This is a genomic window from Mesorhizobium sp. M0037 (genome assembly GCF_040323635.1).
Taxonomy (GTDB): domain Bacteria; phylum Pseudomonadota; class Alphaproteobacteria; order Rhizobiales; family Rhizobiaceae; genus Mesorhizobium.
The window spans coordinates 38,563-52,684 of sequence record NZ_JAMYVB010000022.1 but is presented as its reverse complement, the minus strand read 5'-3'; the positions used below and the strand labels follow the sequence as shown (position 1 = coordinate 52,684).

Here is a 14,122-nt window from a genome sequence, read left to right as displayed (position 1 = left end):
GGAGGATTATTTCGAGGCGAGATGCGGGGCGATCTTGACGCAGGCCTCGGTCAGGCCCTGCACCGTCGCCACCGAAGCGTCGAACATCTTCTGCTCGGCCTTGTTGAGGTCGATCTCGATGATGCGCTCGACGCCGCCGGCGCCGATGACCACGGGAACGCCGACATAGGTGCCCTTGACGCCATACTGACCCGAGAGATGCGCCGCACAAGGCAGCACACGCTTCTTGTCCTTGAGATAGGATTCGGCCATCGAAATTGCGGAAGCCGCCGGCGCATAGTAGGCCGAGCCGGTCTTCAAGAGGCCGACGATCTCGGCGCCGCCATCGCGGGTACGCTGCACGATCTGGTCGAGCTTTTCCTTCGAGGTCCAACCCATCTTGATGAGGTCGGGCAGCGGAATGCCCGACACCGTGGAATAGCGGATCATCGGCACCATGGAATCGCCGTGGCCGCCAAGCACGAAGGCGGTAACGTCCTCGACCGAGACCTTGAATTCCTCGGCTAGGAAATAGCGGAAGCGCGCGCTGTCGAGCACGCCGGCCATGCCGACGACATGGGTCTTGGGCAGGCCCGAAAACTTCTGCAGCGCCCATACCATGGCGTCGAGCGGGTTGGTGATGCAGATGACGAAGGCCTTGGGTGCATATTTCTTCAGCCCGGCGCCGACCTGTTCCATGACCTTGAGGTTGATGCCGAGCAGATCGTCGCGGCTCATACCCGGCTTGCGCGGCACGCCGGCAGTGACGATGCAGACATCGGCGCCCTCGATCCCGGCATAATCATTGACGCCGGTCAGCCGGGAGTCAAAACCATCGACCGGCGAAGACTGCGCGATATCGAGCCCCTTGCCTTGCGGGATGCCCTCGGCAATATCGAATAGCACCACGTCGCCGAGGTCCTTGAGGCCGATCATGTGAGCGAGCGTGCCGCCGATCATGCCGGAGCCGATGAGCGCTATCTTGTTGCGTGCCATGTGAGGAAATTTTCCCTTTGTCTGTGACGACGCCCAAATCTGGTGATCTGGTTGACGGCGCCGAGGAAGAGGCCGGAATGCTGTGGTCTCAGCGAGATTTCGCCGCATCCAGTAGCCTTGGTGGAAAATATATTCAATCGATTATTTTCGAGTGAACAATTTCAATCGGTTAGAAACATTGGGATTTACGTAAACGTCAAAGTTTGTAAGCCGACTTGAGAGATTTTACACAATGAACGTGGAAATCAGAAGACTATATCCAGGCGATGACGCCCTTGTGAAGCGCATCGCCGAGACGTGTTCGATGAACCGGTACGGGCCGACAGACTGTCCGCCTACCTCGCCTCCTCAGGTCATATGATGATTGTGGCACTGACCGATGGCGTCGTCGTCGGCCAGTGTGCTGCCGTCATCCACCGCCACCTGGACAAGGTCAGCGAACTCTACATCGTCGAGGTCGGCGTCTCACCCGCCTACCAGCGCCATGGCATCGCGCGAAAGATGCTCGACGCCATGTTCGCGCTCGGCCGCGAGCAGGGATGCGGCGAAGCCTGGGTCGGCACCGAACCGGACAATGTCCCAGGGCGCGCGCTATATGAATCGCGCAAGGAGGTGCATGGGCCGGCGGAGTCGTTTGTGATGTATGTGTACGAGCTTTAGGCGGCGGCGGGACAGCGCCCCCTCTGCCTTGCCAGGCATCTCCCCCACGAGGGGGGAGATCGGACGTCACGCGACCTTTCGCCAATCTCCAATGGCCGCAGGAATGAGCGGAGCGCCGAAACCGCCAATCTCCCCCCGTGTGGGGGAGATGTCCGGCAGGACAGAGGGGGGGCGCGAAGGATCACTACATAATGACCTCTTGGAACCCTCAGACCTGCGCTTCCGCGTTGTCCTTCTGCCGTTCCGCCCAGTCCTCCAGCCAGTCGCGGCTTTGCATCTCGATCAGCCGCGAGGCGGTGCGTTCGAATTCGAACACCTCGACGCCGCGCCTGGCCGTATAGAGCTCCGGCGGCGAGGCGTCGGCGCTTACCACCAGCCGCGTGTGATGATCGTAGAGCGTGTCTATCAGGAGGATGAAGCGCTTGGCCTCGTTGCGCTTGCCTTCGCCCAGCACCGGCACGTGATCGATGAAGACGGTCGAGAAGCGGCCGGCAATGGCCAGAAAATCGCGCGCGCCGAGCGGCTTTTCGCAGAGGTCGGCGAAGGAAAACCGCGCTGCATCCCCGGCGGCAGCCGGTATCCTCACTTGCCGCCCCTTGAGCGTCAGCGAGGTCTCGGCCGTCAGCGCTCCACGCGTCATCGCCTGCCAGGCCTCGTCGAGCACACGGTCGGCTTCGGCATCCGCCGGGGTGACATAAACCGGCGTGCGGGCGAGCTTTTCCAGCCTGTAGTCCTTGTCGGCATCAAGCGTCAGCACATGGGCGTGGCGCTCGAGAATGCTGATGAAGGGCAGGAAGAGCTGGCGGTTCAGCCCGTCGCGATAAAGGTCCTGCGGCGCGACATTCGAGGTGGCGACCAGAACCACGCCATTGGCGAACAGCGCCGAAAACAGCCGCGACAGGACCATCGCATCGGCAATGTCGGTGACCGAAAACTCATCGAAGCACAGCACCCAGGCCTGTTCGGCAAGCTGAAGCGCGACCGGCGGGATCGGGTCGTCCTCCTTGACGTCGCCGTTCTTGCGCGCCTGCCGGTGCTTCTGGATGCGGTCCTGCACATCGGCCATGAAGTCGTTGAAATGAACGCGGCGCTTGCGCCTGACCGGCAACAGCTCGAAGAACATATCCATCAGCATGGTCTTGCCGCGACCGACGCCGCCATGAATGTAGAGGCCCTTGACGACCTCGCGCGTCTCGCGCTTGCGGGCAAACAGCCAGCCGAGCGCGCTCGACTTGTGCGCCAGCCGCTTGACCGAGATCTCGTCGGTCAGCCGGTCGAGCGCGGCGGCGATGCGCTCCTGCGCAGGATCGCGCTCGATGGCGCCGGTTGCGACCAGATGGTCGTAGCGCTGCCTGACGGTCGCATGGGTCTGGAGGCCGTCACGCAGATGCATCGGTCACGTCGCTTACTTTGAGCGGATTGCTCCAGGAAAGATCAGGGTGTGTTGAGGTTCAGGTCAGGCCGAGCCGAGAATGGTGGCTCCTGAGAACCGGAGCGGAGCGTACTTAAGTACGCACCTGAAGCGCAGGAAGCCGCCGTTCGCAGGCCGGCCTCACCTGAATATCAGCATACCCTGCCTACCTTGTAAGCGATATCGGCAAGCCGTTGGTAGTCTGGCCGTCGAATTTCGAACCGCCCGAGGAATAGAGCCGCGCCAGCGTGCCGCCATTCTCGTCATAGAGCGTCAGCTGCTTGCCGGCGACGTTCCACGATTTGATGCCGTCGATGGGCGGCGGGCAATGCAGCGGCCCGGCGCGGAAGCCGGCGCCGAATTTGGTCTGCGGCGTCGCCACCTTGCAGCTCTGTCCGGACACGCTGGCGTTCCAGACGCCGGCAACGCTCGCAGCGGTAAGGTCGGAGGCTCCGGCCGGCGCCGATCCGTCCGGCGGCAGCGAGGCGACCTGCGCGCCTGCCGGCGCGGTCGGGAATTGCGATGGGTCGGTGGTGCCCGGCGCTGCCGGGGGCGGCAGTTGGCTTCCGCTCACCGTGCCGGCGGGCGCGGGCTGCAGCGGGGCGGGCTGCTGGTCATCCATCGATGAAAAACGCGAGGTCGAACAGCCGCTCGCAACGAGCGCTGCCAGCGATACGGCCATCAGCCCGCTTCTCGAAAAAATCATTCAAACCTCCGTCGGATCCGGCTGGGGGGAAGCCGTCCGCACAATCTCACCCCTCACCAAGATGGAGAAGGTGGCGAAATTTCAACCCGATATGGTTAAAATAGGGTTTGCACCACGAATTGTTGTAAATTTGTCGCAAAATGGCTGGCGGACAAAAGGCATGTCTTCGCTCTAGCGCGGTTCCAACCGGTACATTGGTTGCGAAAGCGGCACCGGAGCCCGCAGCAGGTCGGCGCATCGGCGGTCGAGCGCAACTGCCGGCGCAAAACTGACTGAAGCGCTTGAGGCGCAAGGCCTGGCGCGTGAGCGGTTTCGCGCCTTGCGTCCGGGCGAGGTTTGGGACGTTCCCGAGATCGAGCGCGGCTGGAGTCTGCATTTGGCCGTTTACGGCACTGCCATTTTAGCCGATGGTCTATCGCAATAGGGGGAACAGATGAAATCAATCTTGGCAGTTTTGATCGCGCTGGTAATTTCGACGCCGGCCGCTTTCGCGGGTGAAATCACCGATCGCGCCGCTGAAGCCGAAAAGGCACTGCAGGCGGGTGATGGCGCCGGCGCGCTGGACAAATTCCGCAGCGCCGAGGACGCTCTGTGGCAAGCGATGCCGCTTGGCGTGCAAAATGTGAAGCATATCCTGTCGGCCAGCGGGTTCGGCGCCTACGCCGAGCGCCCGAACCATGTCTACAAGCCGGGCGAAGAGATTGTGCTTTATATGGAGCCGGTCGGTTACGCCTACGGCTCGGATGGGCTCGGCAACAACCAGATCGCGCTTTACGTTGACCTTACCGTGCTTTCCCAGTCGGGCGAGAAGCTGGGAACCGACGAAAAGCTTGGTCGGGTCCAGCTCGCCTCGCGCTCGCATAACCGAGAGATGTTCTTCAAATTAAACGTCTCCCTGGATGGCGTTCCCCCCGGCAAATACCGCGCGGATTTCCTCATGCACGACGAGAACTCGCCAAAGACGGCGCCTTTCACGACCGACTTCGAGATTGCCGAATAGCGCACCCAGTCGGAAAGAGCCTCGCGGCAACGGAACCAGAGCGCCGCAGATGCGTTCTTAAGCCGGCTGCAGGCCAGTCAATTTGCGAGGCATTGTCCATGATCAAATGGATCATCATTCTTCTGATCGTTGCTGCCGCCGCCAGCCTGCTCGGCATGCCGGCGCTGGCCGGTGCCGCCGCCACCGGCGCGCGCCTGCTGATCGGCATCGTTCTCGTCATCTTCCTGCTGATCGTACTCGGCGTTTTCGCGGTAACCTAGACGCAGCCCACACTGGTAATTCCCGCCCGTTTCCGCCATATAGCGGCGAAACGTACAGGAATTACCTCAGATCATGGCAGGCACTGCCCCCTTCGCCAAGATGAACGGCATCGGCAACGAAATCATCGTCGCCGACATGCGTGGCCGTGCCGATAGGGTCACGGCGGCGTCGGCTGTCGCGCTGAACGCCGATGCGGCGACCAGGTTCGACCAGATCATGGCGATCCACGATTCGCGCACGCCGGGCACCGCCTTTTACATCGACATCTTGAATTCCGACGGCTCGGGCGCGCAGGCCTGCGGCAACGGCATGCGCTGTGTCGTCCAGGCGCTGGCTGCCGAAACCGGCCAGAAGACTTTCACCTTCGAGACCCGCGCCGGCATCCTCAACGCCGTCGAACATGCCGACGGCACCATCTCGGTCGACATGGGCACGCCGCGCTTTGGCTGGCAGGACATTCCGCTGGCCGAGGAATTCCGCGACACCCGCATGATCGAGTTGCAGATCGGCCCCATCGACGCGCCGGTGCTGCATTCGCCTTCGGCTCTCTCGATGGGCAACCCGCACGCCATCTTCTGGGTCGACAACGATGTCTGGTCCTACGAACTCGAGCGTTTCGGCCCGCTGCTCGAAAATCATCCGATCTTCCCCGAGCGCGCCAACATCACCATCGCCCAGGTAACGTCGCCGGAGACGATGATCATCCGCACCTGGGAGCGCGGCGCCGGCCTGACTAAGGCCTGCGGCTCGGCCGCTTGCGCTTCCGTCGTCGCCGCTGCCCGCACCCGGCGCACCGGCCGCAGCGTTACGCTGATGACGCCCGGCGGCGGCTCGCTGCATGTGGAATGGCGCGACGACGACCACGTCATCCTGACCGGCGCCGCCGAATGGGAATTTTCCGGCAGTTTCGATCCGTCGACCGGCAGCTGGGCCCGCGACACCGAAAGCGCGGCCTGATGTCTGCACTTGCCGATACCAAGGGCCTCAACTCCCAAGGCATAGACGTCGTCACCTTCGGCTGCCGTCTCAACACCTATGAATCCGAGGTGATGCGGCGCGAGGCCGAAAGTGCCGGCCTCGGCGTGCTCAAAGGCGGCGCCATCATCTTCAACACCTGCGCCGTCACCGCCGAAGCGGTGCGCCAGGCCAGGCAGTCGATCAGAAAGGCCCGCCGCGAAAATCCGGCGGCGCGCATCATCGTCACCGGCTGCGCCGCGCAAACCGAACCGCAGAATTTTGCCGCCATGGACGAGGTCGACCTCGTGCTTGGCAACGAAGAGAAGCTGAAGGCCAACTCCTACCGCGCGCTGCCGGATTTCGGCGTCAACGACAGCGAGAAGGCGCGCGTCAACGACATTTTCTCGGTGCGCGAGACCGCCGGCCACATGGTCGACGCCATTGAGGGCCGGGCACGTGCTTTCGTCCAGGTGCAGAACGGCTGCGACCATCGCTGCACCTTCTGCATCATCCCCTATGGCCGCGGCAACTCACGCTCGGTGCCGATGGGCGCGGTTGTCGAGCAGGTCAAGCGTCTCGCCGGCAACGGCTATGCCGAGATCGTGCTGACCGGCGTCGACATGACCTCTTTCGGCGCCGACCTGCCGGGCGCGCCGAAGCTGGGAAAGCTGGTGAAGACCATCCTGAAGCAGGTGCCTGATGTGAAGCGGCTGCGGCTGTCCTCCATCGATTCGATCGAGGCGGATGATGATCTGCTCGACGCCATCGCCACCGAACCCAGGCTGATGCCGCATCTGCATCTGTCGCTGCAATCAGGTGACGACATGATCCTGAAGCGCATGAAGCGCAGGCATTTGCGCGACCAGTCGATCCGCTTCTGCGAAGATGTGCGCAAATTGCGCCCGGCAATCGTCTTCGGCGCCGACATCATCGCCGGCTTCCCGACCGAGACCGAGGAAATGTTTCAGAATTCGATAAAGATCGTCGAGGAATGTGGGCTGACGCACCTGCATGTCTTCCCGTTTTCGCCGCGCGAAGGCACGCCCGCCGCGCGCATGCCGCAGGTCCGCCGCGAACTGGTCAAGCAGCGCGCGGCCCAGCTGCGCGCCGCTGGTGAGACTGCGTATCGCCGCCATCTGTCGTCGCTTCCCGGAACGCGCCAAACGATCCTTATCGAGCGCGACGGCCTCGGCCGCACCGAAGGGTTCACGCTTGCCGCGCTCGGCACAGGCGCGCCGGGCGAGATCGTCGAGGCAGACATCACCGGCCATGACGGCGTGCGCCTAATAGCGGCGCCGCTCACTGCCTGCGCCGCCTGAGACGATTGAAGCATGGCCGGTTTTTTCAAGAACATATTTTCGTTCGGCAAGAAGGAAGTCGTCGAGGAGCGCATCGACGAAACCGCTCCCCTGCCGCCGATCAAATGGGATGCGCTTGAGGCGCTGAAGCCGGCGGCCGAGCAGGTCGTTCCGGAGTTCTTGAAGCGCGAGGAGCCCGAGCCGCCGACGCCCCACCCTCCCCTCGATGGGGAGGGTCGCCACGAAGTGGCGGGGAGGGGTGAGAGCGCCGACGCCGGCGCCACTCACCCCCACCCCCAAGCTTCGCTTGGGACCTCCCCCATCGAGGGGGAGGTAAAGCCTGCGCCGCAGTCGGCGCCAGAAGAACCGAAGCCCGAACCCGCGCCGACCATCCCGCCCGCGCCGGAACCGGTCGTCCCATCCGAGCCGGAACCGTTGCCGGAGCCCGCGCCGGTAGAAGAACCGCAGCCTGAGCCGGAGATACCCGAGCCGCCTGCACCGGAAGAAGTTCCTGCGCCGCCAGCCGTTCCGGAGCCGGCTCCCGAGCCGCAACCCCAAGAAGTGCCGCCGGCGCCGGCCGAGCCGGAGATCGAACCATCGCGTCCGGAACCGCAGCTGGAGCCGGCTCCCGTCGAAGTGCCGACGCCTGCCGATACTCCAGCAGAACCGGCCGCCCCGATCGAAGTGCCGCAACCGTCCGCGCCTCCCGCACAGCCTACCTCAGAGGTCAGCGCCGCCCCTCATCCGCCTGCCGGCACCTTCTCCCCGTATAGCCACGGGGAGAAGGACGAGGCGCCCCACCCTCCCCTCGATGGGGAGGGTCGACGCGAAGCGGCGGGGTGGGGTGATGGCGCCGACGCCAGCGCAAATCACCCTCACCCCCAAGCTTCGCTTGGGACCTCCCCCATCAAGGGGGAGGTAAAGCGCACGTCGGTTGAAGCTGTACCCGCGCCGGTCGAAGCCAAGACCATCGTTGCCGAGCTAGCGCCCGCGCCGGCCCCGCAACCTTCGCCACAGTCAAAACCAGCTCCCGGCAAAGTCACCGTCACCAAAAAGGTCGAGCAGAAAGCCGAGCCGCGAAAGGCGCCCGAACCGGCGCCGCGACGCTCCTGGTTCCAGCGCATGCGCGACGGGCTTGCCCGCTCCTCGAAAGAACTCACCGGCAACATCGCCGGCGTCTTCACCAAGCGAAAGCTCGACGAAGAGACGCTACAGGACCTCGAAGACGTGCTGATCCGCGCCGATCTGGGCATGGAAACAGCCTTGCGCGTCACCGATGCCCTCGCTGCCAGCCGCTACGGCAAGGATGTCTCCGACGCGGATGTCCGCACCATCATGGCGGCCGAGGTGGAGAAGGTGCTGGCCCATGTCGCCATGCCGCTGGAGCTCGACCTGTCGCACAAGCCGCATGTCATTCTGGTGGTCGGCGTCAACGGCACCGGCAAGACCACGACCATCGGCAAGCTCGCCGCCAAACTGACCGATGGTGGCCTGTCGGTGATGCTGGCCGCCGGCGATACCTTTCGCGCTGCAGCCATCGAGCAGCTGAAGATCTGGGGCGAGAGGACGAAGTCTCCGGTCATCGCCTCGAAGATCGGCGCGGATGCCGCCGGCCTCGCCTACGACGCTTTCGAACGCGCCAAGGAGGCCGGCTCCGACGTACTGATCATCGACACCGCCGGCCGGCTGCAAAACAAGACCGAACTGATGGCGGAGCTGGAAAAGATCGTGCGCGTGCTGGGCAAGCTCGATCCGGAAGCGCCGCATACCGTGCTGCAGACGGTCGACGCCACCACCGGCCAGAATGCGCTCAACCAGGTCGAGATCTTCCGCAATGTCGCCGGCGTCAACGGCCTGGTGATGACCAAGCTGGACGGCACGGCGCGCGGCGGTATTCTGGTCGCGATCGCGGCAAAGCACAAACTGCCGGTCTACTTCATCGGCGTCGGCGAACAGGTCGACGACCTCGAACCATTCTCGGCCGGCGAATTCGCCAGGGCGATCGCCGGCGTAGCGTAACAGGCAATGATCCCGAAGAGCTGACGGCTTTTTGGACAAGATCATGCGTCAGAAGGAAGTCATGAACTCACCCATCCTCGAACGCGACCCGTCCGATCCGCGAAAGAAGAAAGAAAGCGTCAATCCGCTGCTCAAGCTGGTGCTGGAACTCGGGCCGCTGATGGTGTTCTTCTTCGCCAATGCACGCGGCGCCTGGCTGGTGCAGAAATTTCCTGTCCTGGCCGAATTCGGCGGGCCGATCTTCGTCGCCACCGGCCTTTTCATGGCGGCGACGGCGATCGCGCTGATCGCCTCCTGGCTGCTGCTGCGCACCTTGCCGATCATGCCGATGGTCTCGGGCGTCGTCGTCTTCATCTTCGGCGCGCTGACGCTCTATCTGCAGGACGACGTGTTCATCAAGATGAAGCCGACCATCGTCAACACCCTGTTCGGCGGCGTGCTGCTCGGCGGTCTGTATTTCGGCCGATCGCTGCTCGGCTATGTCTTCGATTCGGCCTTTCGCCTCGATGCCGAAGGCTGGCGCAAGCTGACTTTCCGCTGGGGCCTGTTCTTCCTGTTCCTGGCTCTTGCCAATGAAGTGGTGTGGCGGAATTTTTCCACCGACTTCTGGGTTACCTTCAAGGTCTGGGGCATCATGCCGATCACCCTGTTGTTCACCTTCAGCCAGATGCCGCTGATCCTGCACCATTCGATCGAGGATAAGGCCGAGAAGGTGGAAGAAGCCGGCAAGTAGAGCAATTCCAGGAAGCAATTCCAGGAAAAGTGTGAAGCCGTCCGGAATTGCGTCAGAATAAACGGAGACGGCCATGGAATTCGTCACCACGCGCGATGAACTGAGGACGATCTACAAGACGCCGCGGCCGACCGACACCTCGATGCGCAAGGAACTCAGGGCGCTCGACGGCCACTGCCGCTCTTTCATCGGCAAGAGCCCTTTCGTGCTGATCGGTTCTTCCGACGGCGCCGGCAATGCCGACGTGACGCCGAAAGGCGACAGACCGGGCTTTGCCCTTGTCCTCGACGACAGGACCATCGCCATTCCCGACCGGCCCGGCAACAACCGGCTGGACACGCTGGAAAACATCCTGCTCAACCCTTCGGTCGGGCTGCTTTTTCTCATCCCCGGCATGAACGAGACGCTGCGCATCAATGGCGACGCCCGCATAACCGTCGATGCCGGTTTGCGCGAGCGCCTCACCGTCGACGGCAAGCAACCGCAAAGCGTCGTCGTGGTGAGCGTCAAGGCCGCTTACATGCACTGCGCCAAGGCCTTCATGCGCTCCGAATTGTGGAAGCCGGACAGCTGGCACGACCGCGCGACGTTGCCGACGCTCGGTCAGATCCTGTCCGATCAGATGGCGCATGCCGAAACTGCCGACGATTTCGACCGCTCGCTGGACGAGGCCTACAGCAAGACCCTGTGGTAAATTTCGCGTACGATTCGCCATTGCAGTCCTTTGCCGGTTTCCCTAGCCCTGTTTCCCCGTGATCGAACTCCTCGCCATCTCCGGCAGCCTGCGCGCCGCCTCCACCAATTCGGCGCTGCTGGCGGCGCTGTCCGCGAACGCGCCTTCGGATTGCCGCGTAACTGTCTATGACGGGCTCGGCCTGCTGCCGATCTTCAACCCGGATGACGAAGGCGAGCGCACACCGGCCGAGGCCATGCGGCTGATCGAGGCCGTCACCAGCGCCGACGGCATCATCGTCTCCTGCCCCGAATATGCCCATGGCGTGCCCGGCGGCATGAAAAACGCGCTCGACTGGCTGGTCTCGCGCGACGCCGCCGTCGGCAAGCCCGCCATGCTGGCCCACGCCTCCGCGCGCTCGCTCTATGCCCGCGCCGCGCTGGCCGAGATCATGCGCACCATGTCGTTCGCGCTTTGTGAGAATGCGGTTCTGGAGATTGCCTTGCTCGGCAAGAAACCGCCGGAGATAGAAGCGATCCTGGGAGAGGACGAGAACCTGCGGGCCATGCGCGAAGCGGTGCAGGTTTTCGCGAGTTTTATACGCGCAAACGTTGCCTCGTCATCCTAGGGCGGAGCAAGGAGCGAAGCGACGCGGCGCAGACCCTAGGATGACGAACGAAAGGGTGCGGCCGCACCCCAACGTGCCGCTGTGCTACCCCTTCCGCAACGTCTCGACATCGGTCACACCGACATACCAGTCGCGCGCGTTGACCTCTTCGAACACCACCCAGACGTCGTCATTGCTAAGCCCGGTGGCGTCCATGATGGCCGCCGTGACCTTTTTGGCGATGTCGGCCTTCTTGCCAGCGGGATCAGCGGCGATCACTTCCTTGACGATGCGGATGTTGACGAATGGCATGACGTCCTCCCCTTGAATTGTGTCTGATACCGCCGCCGCTGGGCGGCTTCGAAATCCGCTCCGGCGAACCGCTTGGCGGCGGTTCCGGCGGCCGCCGCGCAACAGGCGCCGCGGACATGCGCAGAAACGCCATCAAGGGCCGCCAGAGAAGCGTTTCCAGCAGCCTCAATACGTCTTCGCCCCGTTCACCATCAGCCGCACCATGTAGAGCGACGTGGTGCCGGCGATGTAGAGGCAGTTCAGCTTGTTGCCGCCGAACACGCAATTGGCGGTCACTTCCGGCACCTTGACCTTGCCGATCAGCGTGCCGTCGGGGTCGTAGCAATGGATGCCGTCGGCGGCACTGGTCCAGATGCGGCCGGCCTCGTCGAGCCGGAAGCCGTCGAACAGGCCGGCCGTGCAGTCGGCGAACACCTTGCCGCCCGACACCTTCTTGCCGTGCTTGCCGACGTTGAAGACCCGCATATGCGCCGGGTTCTGCGCGCCATGGGTGCGGCCGGTGTCGACGACATAGAGCTGGCTTTCATCCAGTGAAAAGGCAAGCCCGTTCGGCCGGACCATGTCGGTGATGACGGCTTCGACCTCGCCCGAGTCGGGATCGACCCGGTAGACATTGCAAGCGCCGATCTCGCTTTCGGCCTTGTCGCCCTCATAGTCGGTGTCGATGCCGTAGCTCGGATCGGTGAACCAGATCGAGCCGTCGGATTTCACGACTGCGTCGTTGGGCGAGTTCAGCCGCTTGCCTTTCCATTCGGCCGCGATGGTGGTGATCGAGCCGTCATGCTCGGTACGGCTGACGCGGCGGCCGGAATGCTCGCACGTCACCAGTCGGCCCTGGCGGTCGACGGTGTTGCCGTTGGAATTGCCGGAGGGCTGACGGAACACGCTGACATTGCCGTCGGTCTCGTCATAGCGCAGCATGCGGTTGTTGGGGATGTCGGACCAGACGACATAGCGGCCGGCGGCGAACCAGGCCGGCCCTTCCGCCCACTGACATCCGGTAAACAGCTTTTCCACCTGGGCGTTGCCGTTGAATAGCCGCGCGAAACGCGGATCGAGAATTTCGTAATAGTCTGCGGTCGCCATGCATTTCCTCCGGGCATCACGTGACGCGCGGATCAAGCCAGCCTGCGGGCGCGATGGCAAGGTGGCGCAGGCGCAATTTGTAAGACAAAAGGTGCCCGGCCGGCATGGCCCGCCAGCCTGTCCGGCCGTTTATGGTGCTGTAGCGCTGTATTAACCCGCTATGCGCCCTGTGCAATGGTGCATTGCAACATCTTCTTTTCGCATCGCACCATTCCTATGTCATGGTGCGAACGACCAAGGGAGGAACAAATTCACCGCTGATATGCGGCACGAAAGGACCCTTGCTATGGCTTTTGACAACCTCTTCTCCCGCGCGCGCACCTCCATGGCCAAGCGCCGCCACTACAACCGCCTCGTCGCGGAAATCGAAAACCTGACGAGCCGCGATCTGGCCGACCTGCGCGCCGACCGCTCGGAAATGCTCTACCAGGTCCACAGGCAGATCTACGGCTGAGCATTTCAGACCTCAGCGGGGCACCGCCCCCTCACCCGGATTGCCAAACCGAATTGCATGAGCAATTCGGGCAATCCGACCTCTCCCCCCGGGGAGAGGAGCTAGCCTGTGCCGATGCTTCCCTCTTCTCCCCCACGGGGAGGAGGGGGCGCGTAGCGGCCCGATGAGGGGGCATGGCGCCAACGTCAGCCCGGTGCCGCGAGCGCCTTTTCAATCTGCGGCAACAGAACATCCCTAGCCGACTCCCCTGTCAGCGGCCCGACATGCTTGTAGGCAATCTTGCCGTCCTTGCCGATGACGAACGTTTCCGGCACGCCGTAGACGCCCCAGTCGATGGCCGTGCGGCCAGCCTCGTCGACACCTATCGCCTGGAATGGATTGCCGAGATCACCAAGGAACCGGCGCGCGTTTTGCGCTTGGTCCTTGTAGTTTAGCGCGGCCATGACGAAGCGCTTGTCCTGCGACAGCGCCAAGAGCACCGGATGCTCTTCCCGGCACGGCGCGCACCACGATGCAAAGACGTTGACCAGCGTTACCTTGCCGGCGAAGGCTTTCGAATCCAGCCCGGGCAGGTTTGACCCTTCCAGCGCCGGCAGGTTGGTCTGCGGCGCCGGCAGGCCGATCAGCGCCGACGGCACTGCCGCCTCGTCGCGTCCCGACAAAAGCTGCGACAGGAACAATCCGGCGAGGCCGAGAAAAACCAGCAACGGCAACAGCACGATCAGGCGGCGGCGCGGCGACGCCGGCGTTTCGCTTTCCGTGCTCATGGCTTGCTGGCCCCAGTGCTGGCCCCAGTACCGGCTTTGTCCGAGCGACGCCGCACGCCGGCCGCTTCGAGGTCTGCCAGTTCGCGCTTGCGGGTCCGCTGGTCGAGCAGGATCCAGCCGATCAGCCCGGCCAGCACGATCGCCGTGATGCCATAGGCGGCCGCGACATAGAGTGCGTGTGCACTCATGCGCTTCGCTCCCCT

The 14,122-nt window shown here is 63.5% G+C and carries 17 protein-coding genes; 10 read left to right on the top strand and 7 right to left on the bottom strand.

Annotated elements, in window-relative coordinates:
* Window positions 1-6 precede the first annotated feature (6 nt).
* Window positions 7-975, bottom strand: coding sequence for a malate dehydrogenase (mdh, locus tag NKJ78_RS26515; RefSeq protein WP_023726040.1), 969 nt, complete (start codon window positions 973-975; stop codon window positions 7-9).
* 297 nt (window positions 976-1,272) lie between these two features.
* Between mdh and NKJ78_RS26510 the strand changes: the two genes are divergently transcribed.
* Window positions 1,273-1,635 (top strand): GNAT family N-acetyltransferase, encoded by a 363-nt coding sequence (locus NKJ78_RS26510; protein ID WP_352460328.1) that lies wholly within the window; start codon window positions 1,273-1,275, stop codon window positions 1,633-1,635.
* Between the two features lie 208 nt (window positions 1,636-1,843).
* Here NKJ78_RS26510 and zapE read toward each other — a convergent pair whose 3' ends face one another.
* Together zapE and NKJ78_RS26500 are read right to left on the bottom strand one after the other, a co-directional pair.
* Window positions 1,844-3,028 carry a cell division protein ZapE gene (zapE, locus tag NKJ78_RS26505; protein WP_352460329.1) on the bottom strand — a complete coding sequence of 395 codons (1,185 nt, stop codon included), beginning with the start codon at window positions 3,026-3,028 and terminating at the stop codon, window positions 1,844-1,846.
* A 184-nt stretch (window positions 3,029-3,212) separates the two neighbouring features.
* Window positions 3,213-3,752 (bottom strand): protease inhibitor Inh/omp19 family protein, encoded by a 540-nt coding sequence (locus NKJ78_RS26500; RefSeq protein WP_023687689.1) that lies wholly within the window; start codon window positions 3,750-3,752, stop codon window positions 3,213-3,215.
* Between the two features lie 433 nt (window positions 3,753-4,185).
* Here NKJ78_RS26500 and NKJ78_RS26495 point away from each other — a divergent pair, with 433 nt between their 5' ends.
* The 8 genes from NKJ78_RS26495 (at window position 4,186) to NKJ78_RS26460 (ending at window position 11,321) form a co-directional block, all read left to right on the top strand.
* On the top strand, window positions 4,186-4,752 hold the full coding sequence (locus tag NKJ78_RS26495) for a hypothetical protein (RefSeq protein ID WP_352460330.1): 567 nt from the start codon (window positions 4,186-4,188) through the stop codon (window positions 4,750-4,752).
* A 98-nt stretch (window positions 4,753-4,850) separates the two neighbouring features.
* The gene (locus NKJ78_RS26490) at window positions 4,851-5,012 is read left to right on the top strand and encodes a DUF1328 family protein (RefSeq protein WP_023671746.1); all 162 of its coding nucleotides are present in this window, start codon (window positions 4,851-4,853) and stop codon (window positions 5,010-5,012) included.
* Between the two features lie 73 nt (window positions 5,013-5,085).
* Window positions 5,086-5,970: a diaminopimelate epimerase gene (dapF, locus tag NKJ78_RS26485; protein WP_352460331.1), complete on the top strand. Its 885-nt coding sequence runs from the start codon at window positions 5,086-5,088 to the stop codon at window positions 5,968-5,970.
* A complete protein-coding gene (gene mtaB, locus NKJ78_RS26480; protein WP_352460332.1) occupies window positions 5,970-7,289 on the top strand; it encodes a tRNA (N(6)-L-threonylcarbamoyladenosine(37)-C(2))-methylthiotransferase MtaB in 1,320 nt (439 codons plus the stop codon). The genes dapF and mtaB overlap by 1 nt, the downstream gene beginning before the upstream one ends.
* A gap of 12 nt (window positions 7,290-7,301) precedes the next feature.
* A complete protein-coding gene (gene ftsY, locus NKJ78_RS26475) occupies window positions 7,302-9,287 on the top strand; it encodes a signal recognition particle-docking protein FtsY (RefSeq protein WP_352562732.1) in 1,986 nt (661 codons plus the stop codon).
* A 61-nt stretch (window positions 9,288-9,348) separates the two neighbouring features.
* Entirely contained in the window at window positions 9,349-10,020 is a 672-nt protein-coding gene (locus tag NKJ78_RS26470; RefSeq protein WP_023745428.1) for a septation protein A, read from the top strand.
* 73 nt (window positions 10,021-10,093) lie between these two features.
* Window positions 10,094-10,714, top strand: a complete 621-nt coding sequence (locus NKJ78_RS26465; protein ID WP_023683854.1) for a pyridoxamine 5'-phosphate oxidase family protein — start codon at window positions 10,094-10,096, stop codon at window positions 10,712-10,714.
* 58 nt (window positions 10,715-10,772) lie between these two features.
* Window positions 10,773-11,321 (top strand): NADPH-dependent FMN reductase, encoded by a 549-nt coding sequence (locus NKJ78_RS26460; protein WP_023683853.1) that lies wholly within the window; start codon window positions 10,773-10,775, stop codon window positions 11,319-11,321.
* Window positions 11,322-11,405: 84 nt separating this feature from the next.
* Here NKJ78_RS26460 and NKJ78_RS26455 read toward each other — a convergent pair whose 3' ends face one another.
* Complete coding sequence (locus NKJ78_RS26455; protein ID WP_023683852.1) at window positions 11,406-11,612, bottom strand: tautomerase family protein; 207 nt, start codon at window positions 11,610-11,612, stop codon at window positions 11,406-11,408.
* A 165-nt stretch (window positions 11,613-11,777) separates the two neighbouring features.
* Entirely contained in the window at window positions 11,778-12,698 is a 921-nt protein-coding gene (locus NKJ78_RS26450; RefSeq protein ID WP_352461008.1) for an SMP-30/gluconolactonase/LRE family protein, read from the bottom strand.
* Between the two features lie 286 nt (window positions 12,699-12,984).
* On the opposite strand from NKJ78_RS26450, the gene NKJ78_RS26445 reads away from it, so the two are divergent.
* Window positions 12,985-13,152 (top strand): hypothetical protein, encoded by a 168-nt coding sequence (locus NKJ78_RS26445; protein WP_023671737.1) that lies wholly within the window; start codon window positions 12,985-12,987, stop codon window positions 13,150-13,152.
* A 185-nt stretch (window positions 13,153-13,337) separates the two neighbouring features.
* On the opposite strand, the gene NKJ78_RS26440 is transcribed toward NKJ78_RS26445, so the two are convergent.
* Window positions 13,338-13,919: a DsbE family thiol:disulfide interchange protein gene (locus tag NKJ78_RS26440; protein ID WP_023726030.1), complete on the bottom strand. Its 582-nt coding sequence runs from the start codon at window positions 13,917-13,919 to the stop codon at window positions 13,338-13,340.
* Window positions 13,916-14,107, bottom strand: coding sequence for a heme exporter protein CcmD (gene ccmD / locus NKJ78_RS26435; RefSeq protein ID WP_023738014.1), 192 nt, complete (start codon window positions 14,105-14,107; stop codon window positions 13,916-13,918). Before ccmD ends, NKJ78_RS26440 begins: the two co-directional genes overlap by 4 nt.
* Window positions 14,108-14,122: the final 15 nt, after the last annotated feature.